Source organism: Sphingomonas sp. Leaf208 (assembly GCF_001421415.1).
Lineage (GTDB): Bacteria > Pseudomonadota > Alphaproteobacteria > Sphingomonadales > Sphingomonadaceae > Sphingomonas.
Map to the genome: position 1 here is coordinate 35,274 of NZ_LMKH01000037.1, position 9,478 is coordinate 44,751.

Here is a 9,478-nt window from a genome sequence, read left to right on the forward strand (position 1 = left end):
GCCGCGGATCAGTTCACTTTTCCCGGTGGAACGATTGGCAGGGGAAGCGGGGCAACCGGAACGCCTTCGTCGACAAGGGCCTTCGCCTCAGCAAGGCTCGCCTGACCGTGGATGGTCGCCTGTTTCTCGTCCCCGAGATGCATCGCGCGGGCGCGGTCGGCGAACGCGGTGCCGACCCATTCCGAGGACTCGAGCGCCTTTGCCTGCCGGGTGGCAAGCATCTTCATCGCGACCTTGACCGCGTCCGGGGTCGGCGGTGCCGCCTTGCTGTTGCTCTTTGCCGAGATGGCGGGCGCCATCACCGCCTTGGCGATCGTGCCATCGTCGCAAACCGGACAGCGGACATGGCCCGCCGAGCGTTGCTCTTCATAGGCGCCGCTCGATCCGAACCACGCCTCGAACACATGGCCACCACCGCACTTCAGGTCGAAGACGATCAACCGACGGTCGATACCGGAGGAATCGTCCGGCGGTGCGCGAGGACCGGAATAAGCGACCGCACCTCCTCGATCCGAGCGACGTCGATCTCCGCGAACGCCAGCCCTGCGCCCTCACCCATGTCGAGCAGCACATCGCCCCATGGATCAATCACAAGCGAATGGCCGTGGGTTTCGCGTCCGTCCTCGTGAACGCCGGTCTGCGCCGCTGCAACGACGAACGCGCCTGCTTCGATCGCCCGCGCGCGCAAGAGGATTTCCCAATGCGCTGCGCCAGTCGGTCGCGTGAACGCCGCTGGGACCGACAGGATAGTCGCGCCCGCATCGCTCAACGCGCGATAGAGGTCGGCAAACCGGAGATCGTAGCAGATCGACGTACCGAGCTTGCCCGCGGGCGTATCGACGACCGTCGCCGTCTCGCCCGCGACATAGGCTGACGATTCCCGCCAGCTTTCACCGGACGGGAGGTCGACGTCGAACAGATGAAGCTTGTCGTAGCGCGCGCGGATCGCGCCGCTCGGGTCGATCACGAACCCACGGTTAGCGAATTTACCGTCCGCGCGTCGTACCGCAAGCGATCCCAGGTGGACCCAAATGCCGGCCGATGCCGCACCGTCACGGACGGCCGCCAGCACGGGGTCATTATCCTCGGCGACGATCGAGTTGGCAGCGCGGGCCCGATCGCGATCGATCAGACCCGACATTTCGGGCGTGAACAGCATTTCCACGCCCGCCGCTACGGCGTCCCTGATCGCATCAACCAGCGTCGCGGCGTTGACGGCGGGATCGATCCCGCTCGTCATCTGGAGGACGCCGATCTTCGCCATCAGGCGAGCAGTGCGTCGAGGCCGCCCTTCGCGTCGAGTGCCGCCAGATCGTCGGATCCGCCGATGTGCTTTCCGTCGATGAAGACCTGCGGCATCGTCATACGGCCGCCAGACCGCTCGACCATCTCGGCCTTTTTCGGGCCACCCATCGTGACGTCGAACTGTTCGGGCTCGACCCCCTTCGATGCGAGGAGCTTCAGCGCGCGCGTGCAATACGGACAGAACGCCTTGGTGTAGATTTCGACTTTAGCCATAAATCGGGAAATGTGGTCTCGGTTTGCCGTTGTCAATCGTCCGATGCCGGCAAGACCCGCGCCCAGCACAGGATCACGACCGATCGCGCGCCCGCCTTGAGCAGCGCGCGCGTGCACGCGTCGGCGGTCGCGCCACTGGTGTAGACGTCGTCCACCAACGCGATCGCCCTGCCCCGCACGCGGTCCCGCGCCGTAACCGCGAACGCGCCGGACACCGCCTTTGCTCGCTGTCGTCCGCCAAGTCCGCGCAACAGGATCGTTCGCCTGGGCCGCGTCAGAACGGTGCGATCGTGCCCTACCCCGGAGAGCTTCGCAATGGCGTCGGCGATCAGCGCCGCCTGGTTGAAGCCGCGCGACCATATTCGCCAGCGGTGCAGCGGCACCGGCACCAGCAAGTCGACCTCGTCCGGCAGCAAGCGCCGCATCTGTCGCGCCATAGTCTCCGCAAAGGCGATACGCCCGCCATATTTCAGGCGCAGCGCCAGCGTCCGCGCGATCGGACCGTACGCGACGGCCGCACGGACGCCGGCATGACGCGGCGGATCGGCGAGGCATGCCGCACATCGTGCGTCGTCACCGCGGTCGAATGCGAAAGGTTGGTTGCAGCCGGCGCACCGGGGCGGCCCCAGGAACCGCAGTCCGGTCCAGCAAATCGCGCAAAACCGGTGATCCTCGGCAACCGGCGTGCCGCAACCGGCGCACCGTGGCGGCAAGGCGATCCCGGCGATGAAGCGGAACGGGGCGAGTATCTTCATCCAGCCCCCCATGAGTGCCAGCCCTTGTCCGAGGCGACCGACCACGGCACAAGCGAAGACGTGTCCGATATCGTTTCAGAAAACTCCGCCCCCGAGATCTTCGACCGCGCCGCGCGCCGTGTCCGCCGGGATCGCGCCGCGCCTGGCTATGCCGAGCACGACTTCCTGCGCGCGACGATGCTCGACGGGATCGCGGAACGACTGGATGCAGTGACGCGCGACTTTACCGACATCCTCGATCTCGGTTGTTTCGACGGCGCCTTCACCCCGCCGCCGGGTGCCCGCGTGGCACGCTGCGATGCGGGGTTCGCATTTGCCGCCAAGCCGGGCGGCGTGCAGGCAGACGAGGATCGCCTACCCTTCGCCGATGGCTCGTTCGATCTCGTGGTGAGCGCCGGCGTACTCGATCAGGTCAACGACCTGCCCGGCGCGCTGGCCTTGATCCGCCGCGTGCTGCGTCCTGACGGCCTGTTTCTCGGTGCGTTCGTCGGTGCCGGGAGCCTGCCCGCCCTGCGCAGCGCACTGAGGTCCGCGGAAAGCGAGCGGCCCGCCGCGCGTCTCCACCCGCAGATCGACGTGCGATCCGCCGGCGACCTGCTGATGCGGGCGGGGTTCGCCTTGCCCGTCGCCGATGTCGAAACGCTCGACGTCGGCTACCGCGATCTCAGCCGGCTGCTCGGTGATCTGCGCGGAATGGCGGCGGGTAACATCCTGGCCCAGCGCCAGCCTCTCGTGTCGGCGACGGTGGGACGGACCGCCGCTGCCTTCGCTAGCGCATCGGACGATCGTGGCCGGACCCACGAGACATTCCAGATCGTGTTCCTGACCGGCTGGTCGCCAGACCCGTCTCAGCCCAAGCCAGCGAAACGCGGCAGCGCGACTGCATCGCTCGGCGCGGCGCTCGGGCGCCACGGTCAAAGCGACGCCTAGACGATCAGGCCGTCGCCGTCCGCGCCCCGTGCCAGGATCATACCCATCGCGTCGAACAGCGAATCCATCGCGACCGGCTTGAAAATAACGTCGTCCGCGCCCGCCGCAAGACAGCGCTGCCGCAGATCGGGCGCGATATCCGCGGTAACGACGATGATTGGCACCTTGGCTTTGGTGTCGCCCCGAGCACGGATATGCTGGATCGCGGTGATGCCATCCATGCCCGGCATCCGCAGATCGACAAGGATCATCGCGAACTCCTGTTCATCGAGGATTTCGAGACCGCGCTCCGCGCTTTCCGCCTCGACCATCGACACGCCGGCAACGTCGAGCATATCCTTGACGACGCGGCGGTTCATCCGGTCGTCCTCGATGAACAAAACGTTCACCGCACCCCCCGCTTAACATAGATCAAAGGAGGATATATCGTGGCCATATGGCCGCCTCTACGCCTCATGCAGCATGCGATACAAGGTCGGGATTCACGCCGTTGGTCGATACCGATCCATCGAACATTCTCGCAATCAGCGTGCCTCCGCTCACCGGCTTCGCGACGACCCGCGTGATCCCCGTACCCAGCAGTTCCTTACGCTCTTCCTCTGCGGCAATAGGCCACAGCAACGTCGTTTCGGCACCCGAAATATACGCCGCCTCGGCAACCCGAGACAGCCCGCCCAGCGCGTCGTCGCCGACACGCACCGTCGCATCGTCGATCAACACGCGTGCGATGTCGCCATCGGCAAGACGCGTGACCGCTTCTTCTACCGACGCTGCGAAGGTGATCGGGCCGCCGTGCGGTGCAAGCAAGGTCTTGAACATGCTGCGCGTGATCGGGTTGCGATCGACGATGAGCGTACCCGGTCGCGTATCCGTTTCGACGATATCGACCGCCTTCGAGACGGCACGGACCAACGGCAGGACGAGAGTGAAGGTCGCCCCCTGCCCCACGATGCTGCTGACGGACACGTCACCGCCCATGGCACGCGCCAGATTGCGACAGATCGACAGCCCCAAACCAGTACCACCGAATTGCCGTGTCGTCCCGGCATCGGCTTGGCGGAACGATTCGAAGATCTCCTCGATCTTGTCGGCGGGAATACCGATACCGGAATCGGTGACGCCAACACGCAACCGGTCGTCGTCGCCGACCTGGATGCTCAGCGCGACATGGCCGGCCTTGGTAAACTTCAGCGCGTTCGACAGGAGATTGAAGACGATCTGCCGAACCCGTGCGGCGTCGCCCATGATCATCGCGGGGCAACCGCCGACATCGACGGTGAAGGAGAGGCCTTTCGCGCGCGCCTGCTCTTCCCACATCCGCGCCGCGTCCTTCACTGTCGCGCAGACGTCGAACGCAGCAGCCTCGATCGTCAGGTTGCCGGTTTCCATCTTGGCGATGTCCAGGATGTCATTGACGAGCGCCCGCATCGTGATCCCGGCGCCATGCACCACCCCAAGCCGATCGCGCATGTCCGCCGGAAGCTTCGGGTCCGCCAGCATCACCTGAGTCATACCCAGAATACCGTTAAGCGGCGTCCGGATTTCATGACTGGTCGTGGCCAGGAACTCGGTCTTGGCGGCCAGCGCCTTGCTCAACGCGCTGTTCGTCACCGCGAGATCGTCGTTCGCGGCGCGGACCTGATCCCGGCTGCGGCGGATCGTAACCAACCCGATCGCCAACAGCGCGATAACGATCGCGACCGCCGCGCCCGTCGCGATGAAGATATTCCGCTGGGTCCGCGCCTGCGTGCGCTCGAACGCGATGCTGCGCTGCAATTCGCTGGCCTTGAGCTGGCTGATCCTCAACTCCTGATTAGCGAAATCGAACCGCGCCGCCATCAGCGCGGTCTTCGTGTCGGTGGCGAGCTTGGTGCCTGCGTCGTCAAGGCGCTTGAGGGCTTGGAGATGGACGAGCGCTGCTGGTGAGTCGCCTGCCGCCGTAAAGATATCATACGCCGTCAGATGAACATCGCGGTACGCCGTGTCCGTTGTCGTTGGATTAATTCCGGCCAATGCACTTTCGATCAGCCGTTGCGCGCGCGGTACGTCACCGTGCTGCAGCGCAGACTGCGCCGCGGTTGCAGTGAGTCGTCCGGCTAGACTGGAATCGGCAGGGTCGGCAATCGACCGTCCGCTCGCAATAGCACGGTCTGCTATCGCCAGATTGCCCAGTGCCAACTGCACGCGCGCGACATTCATGTAGATGAGTTCTAGCAAATTCTTGCTGTTCAGCTGCTTAGCTAGATCGAGCGCCTTCTTGAACAGGACCGCCGCCTTCTTGAACCGCTTGTCCTCCGCCAGTACTAAAGCTCGATTGTTATAAATTGATACGGCAATATTGGCATCAGCGTGATATATATCCAAAGCCTGCTGATAATATCTATCTGCAGTATCCGGATCTTTGGCCTCGGTATAGAGCATCGCGATGAAGACCAAGGTACGCGATTGCCCACGCAGATCTCCAAGCTTGCGATAAATCGCAAACGCCCTTTGATAATCTATCAACGCACTGCCGGCGCGGCCTTGTGAACTATCTAGCCAGCCCATCGAAATCAACAAGTCGGCGTGCAGCTTCGATTGTGATTGAAACGTCTTTACCGCGGCAAGCGCACTGCGGATCGGTGCGTCGGCCTTGTCGGTATCGTTCGTCCGGAGATACGATTCCCCTTGGAGCCATTGCGCCTTCGCGATCGCGATACCACGGGCCTTCTGGTTGGTGATCGTCGCTGCAAGGTGTTCGGCAGCCACCGCTTTCGGCAATGCCTTGGCAGGATCGATCAACATCGTCGCATTCACATCGGCGACGGTAGCTTCGTACCTGACGGCAACGGTATCGCTATCCTGACCCGCGGTGGATTGCCCGGATACCGCCGGTCCGATCACCGCGAAAACTACGGCAGCAACAGCTACGATCCAGCGTTGCGCCATTGCGGTCAGGCACGCTTCCAGACGGTCGCGAGCCGATTGAACGGCGCGCGCATATCCGCCGCGATAGCCTGATACTTTCCATCATCGAGAAAGTGGATAAGCGCATCAAGATTGATCGGTCGACTGATCAGGAAACCCTGGATCATGTCGCAGCCCATCACCGACAACAATGCCATCGCCGCTTGGCTCTCTACGCCCTCAGCGACGACTTCCATCTCGAGCGCGTGCGCGAGATCGATCGTCGACCGGACGATCAATGGGTCGCGATTCGAGCTGGTGAGTTGCGTGACGAACAGCTTGTCGATCTTCAGTTCGCGTGCCGGCAGCTGCTTCAGATACGCCAGCGACGACAGGCCTGCCCCATAGTCGTCGATCGCTATAACGATCCCGATATCCGCGAATACCTTGAGATTCGCGATCGCACTTTCCGGATCACGGATGACCGATGTCTCGGTGATCTCAAACCCGAGTTGCGCCCCGCTCGCCTGCACCAGCTCGCAAGCGCGACGAACGAAGCGCTTGTCGGCGAGCAATGCCCCCGCGATGTTGATGAAGATTCGCAGGTCGTGACCGCTCGCAGCCAGCGCTTTCTGATCGGCAATCGAACGGCGTATCGTCCACAATGTGAGCGCGACGATATCCCGCGATTCCTCGGCCAAAGGAATGAAGTCGTTGGGCAGCACGAGCCCGCGCGTCGGGTGGTTCCAGCGGACCAGTGCCTCGACGCTCGTAACCTCCTGGCGGCGGAGGTGAACCTTAGGCTGGTATTGAAGGAACAGCTCCTCCTTCTCGATCGCACGCGTCAGGTCCAGCGACAGCTCGACACGATCCATTGCCGCTGGGGTTCCGGTCACATCGCGCGCGATTGCAATGCGTTCGTCGCGCGCTTCCCGCAACGCGTGCTCGGCCTCCTCGATCAACAGGACCTCGTCGCGGTGCGCAGACGCGGCGGCTGCGCCCAACTGAACGTGGATGACATAGGATTCCCCGTCGATGTCGAACGGTTCCTCGAACGCGACTTCCAGCGCGGCGACAGCGACGTCCAAGGCCAGCCGTGCCTCGCTCTCGAAAATGATCTCCGCCAAGTCGCGTCCCGCAACCACGATCCTAGCGTCAGGCAACGTATCAGCGATTCGCGCCGCCACATCGACGATCAAGGTGTCCGCTCTCGGACGTCCCAAGTGCCGGCGTAGCAAAGAAAAATTAGAGATCTCGGCAAGCACGAGGAACCGCCACGAAGCTTGCGATGCCTTGAAGATCGCGTTGCGCGAACGCTCGACCGACGAGTCTGCATCCAGCAAGCGCATGGCCGCAACGTGCGGGCTGGCTTCGAACTCACCGTGCGGAATGTCCCTCATTCCTTACCGGATAGCTCGGACGCATAAACATACCCTTAAGCACCTAGCATGTACCAGTCGAACAAAGATGGTTAACAAATTACAAATGTTATTGTTTAACGCTTCGTTAACCTATACTCGGAGGGCGCATCTTCGGGTGCCAATTAGGGAGAAAAACATGCTGAATCTTCTTATCTCGCTGGTCTACGGCCAGAACATTCGCCCCTGGTGAATGCCGAATCGGCTCGGACACTGACGCGCTGAATAAGAGCGTGTTTCGGTGTTCGAGCCGACACTCTAAGGTGGCAATGCTACAGCGAGACGACACCGCTGCCGTGACTCGTCGATCGACATTCATTCGCCGCGAGATTCCCGAGCGTCGCGACCATACGAACATAGACTTACAGACACGGTCGATGCCGTTTGGCACTACCCTGATCGCAGATGCCGGCCTGCAAGATTTCCATCAGGCGGCAACGTCCTCCCGCCGCACCGGGACCCGCGCCGGGTTGGAGAACCGCATCGCATCATCGATCGAGCCGAACTTGAGCGCGAGCACGTCCAGGGCGTAATTCTGGTTCAGCTTCCACGGCTTGCGCTCTCCCTGCGTCGGTAAAGCCGCAGCGGCGCGCTGCACGTACCCCGATGTGAAATCGAGGAACGACTCGCTCTTCATCGTCGGATCGTCATTGAACGGCGTCGCCTGACGCAGGCCGCGCTTCTTCATCGTATTTAACAGCCGGCACATGTAGATCGCCGTCAGGTCCGCCTTCAGCGTCCACGACGCGTTGGTGTAGCCGAAGGTCGAGGACAGGTTCGGCACGCCGTCGAACATCATGCCCTTGTACTGTAGCCGGCCGGCGAGTTCGATCGGCTTGCCGTCGAGGCTGAACGCCACTCCGCTCATCAGTTGCAGTTCGAGGCCCGTCGCGGTGACGATCACGTCGGCAGGCAGGTCCTTCCCCGAATCAAGATGGATGCCGTCAGGCGTGATCCGCGCGATCGTGTCGGTGACGATCGAGGCTGTGCCGGCATTGATCGCGGTGAACAGGTCGCCGTCGGGAACCAGACAGACACGCTGGTCCCACGGGTTGTAGCGCGGGGTGAAGTGTGTCGCGACGTCGTAGTCGGCGCCGAGATGGTCGCGGACCATGCCGATCATCCGCTCCTTCACGACAGCCGGCTTCTTCCGTGCCATCCGGTAGAAGAACATCCCCATCAGCACGTTCTTCCACCGCGTGATGCCATACGCAGCCTTTGCCGGCAGTTTCCCGCGCAGCCAGTTCGCCACGCCGTCCTCGCCCGGCCGCGCGACGATATACGTCGGCGAGCGCTGGAGCATCGTCACGTGCGCCGCGGTCTTCGCCATCGACGGCACGAGCGTCACGGCGGTCGCGCCGCTGCCGATCACGACGACTCGCTTGCCGCTATAGTCGAGGTCCTCTGGCCAGAATTGCGGGTGGACGATCTGCCCGGCAAAACTGTCCGCCCCCTCGAACTCGGGCGAATAGGCCTTGGCGTAATTGTAATAGCCCGCGCACATCGAGAGGAAGTTGCAGGTCAACGTTATCGGACCGTCGGGGCCGGTGGCTTCGACGGTCCAGCGCGCGTCCTCGGTCGACCACGCAGCGGACTTTACGTGGTGGCCGTAGCGGATCTTTCGGTCGATTCCGTACGCCTGCGCCGTTTCCTCGACATAGGCTCGGATCGAGGGGCCGTCGGCGATCGACTTGGCCGCCGTCCAAGGGTGGAAGACGAATCCCAGCGTGTGCATGTCCGAATCGGAGCGGATGCCGGGATAGCGGAACAGGTCCCATGTCCCGCCCATCGACTGCCGCCCCTCGAGGATCATGTAGCTGCGGTCGGGGCAACGCGTCTGGAGGTGGTAGCCGGTGCCGATCCCGGAAATGCCGGCACCCACCACGATCACGTCGACATGTTCGGTCATGCTGCATCCTCGCGCCCCGGCGTTACGCCGTAGGTTTCATAACCGAACCTATCCTGTTGTGA

9 protein-coding genes are annotated in these 9,478 nt (G+C 63.0%); 1 reads left to right on the forward strand and 8 read right to left on the reverse strand.

Annotated features, from left to right (window positions below; genetic code table 11):
- Positions 1–8 precede the first annotated feature (8 nt).
- From ASE69_RS19580 to ASE69_RS22275, 4 genes are read right to left on the reverse strand one after another with little or no spacing between them, the layout of a single operon-like run.
- Positions 9–440, reverse strand: a complete 432-nt coding sequence (locus ASE69_RS19580; RefSeq protein WP_056490454.1) for a DUF1178 family protein — start codon at positions 438–440, stop codon at positions 9–11.
- On the reverse strand, positions 437–1,264 hold the full coding sequence (locus ASE69_RS19585; RefSeq protein WP_056490457.1) for a carbon-nitrogen hydrolase family protein: 828 nt from the start codon (positions 1,262–1,264) through the stop codon (positions 437–439). Before ASE69_RS19585 ends, ASE69_RS19580 begins: the two co-directional genes overlap by 4 nt.
- Entirely contained in the window at positions 1,264–1,518 is a 255-nt protein-coding gene (gene grxC / locus ASE69_RS19590; protein WP_056063132.1) for a glutaredoxin 3, read from the reverse strand. The genes ASE69_RS19585 and grxC overlap by 1 nt, the downstream gene beginning before the upstream one ends.
- 32 nt (positions 1,519–1,550) lie before the next feature.
- Positions 1,551–2,273 carry a ComF family protein gene (locus tag ASE69_RS22275; protein WP_156362428.1) on the reverse strand — a complete coding sequence of 241 codons (723 nt, stop codon included), beginning with the start codon at positions 2,271–2,273 and terminating at the stop codon, positions 1,551–1,553.
- Between the two features lie 24 nt (positions 2,274–2,297).
- Here ASE69_RS22275 and ASE69_RS19600 point away from each other — a divergent pair, with 24 nt between their 5' ends.
- On the forward strand, positions 2,298–3,203 hold the full coding sequence (locus ASE69_RS19600; RefSeq protein ID WP_056490461.1) for a class I SAM-dependent methyltransferase: 906 nt from the start codon (positions 2,298–2,300) through the stop codon (positions 3,201–3,203).
- Here the strand turns inward: ASE69_RS19600 and ASE69_RS19605 are convergent.
- The 4 genes from ASE69_RS19605 to ASE69_RS19620 form a co-directional block, all read right to left on the reverse strand.
- On the reverse strand, positions 3,200–3,592 hold the full coding sequence (locus ASE69_RS19605) for a response regulator (protein WP_056490464.1): 393 nt from the start codon (positions 3,590–3,592) through the stop codon (positions 3,200–3,202). The two genes, ASE69_RS19600 and ASE69_RS19605, sit on opposite strands and share 4 nt — an antisense overlap.
- Before the next feature lie 64 nt (positions 3,593–3,656).
- A complete protein-coding gene (locus ASE69_RS19610; RefSeq protein ID WP_235519003.1) occupies positions 3,657–5,987 on the reverse strand; it encodes an ATP-binding protein in 2,331 nt (776 codons plus the stop codon).
- A 149-nt stretch (positions 5,988–6,136) separates the two neighbouring features.
- Entirely contained in the window at positions 6,137–7,489 is a 1,353-nt protein-coding gene (locus ASE69_RS19615) for an EAL domain-containing protein (protein WP_235519004.1), read from the reverse strand.
- 445 nt (positions 7,490–7,934) lie between these two features.
- Entirely contained in the window at positions 7,935–9,416 is a 1,482-nt protein-coding gene (locus ASE69_RS19620; RefSeq protein ID WP_056490470.1) for a flavin-containing monooxygenase, read from the reverse strand.
- Positions 9,417–9,478: the final 62 nt, after the last annotated feature.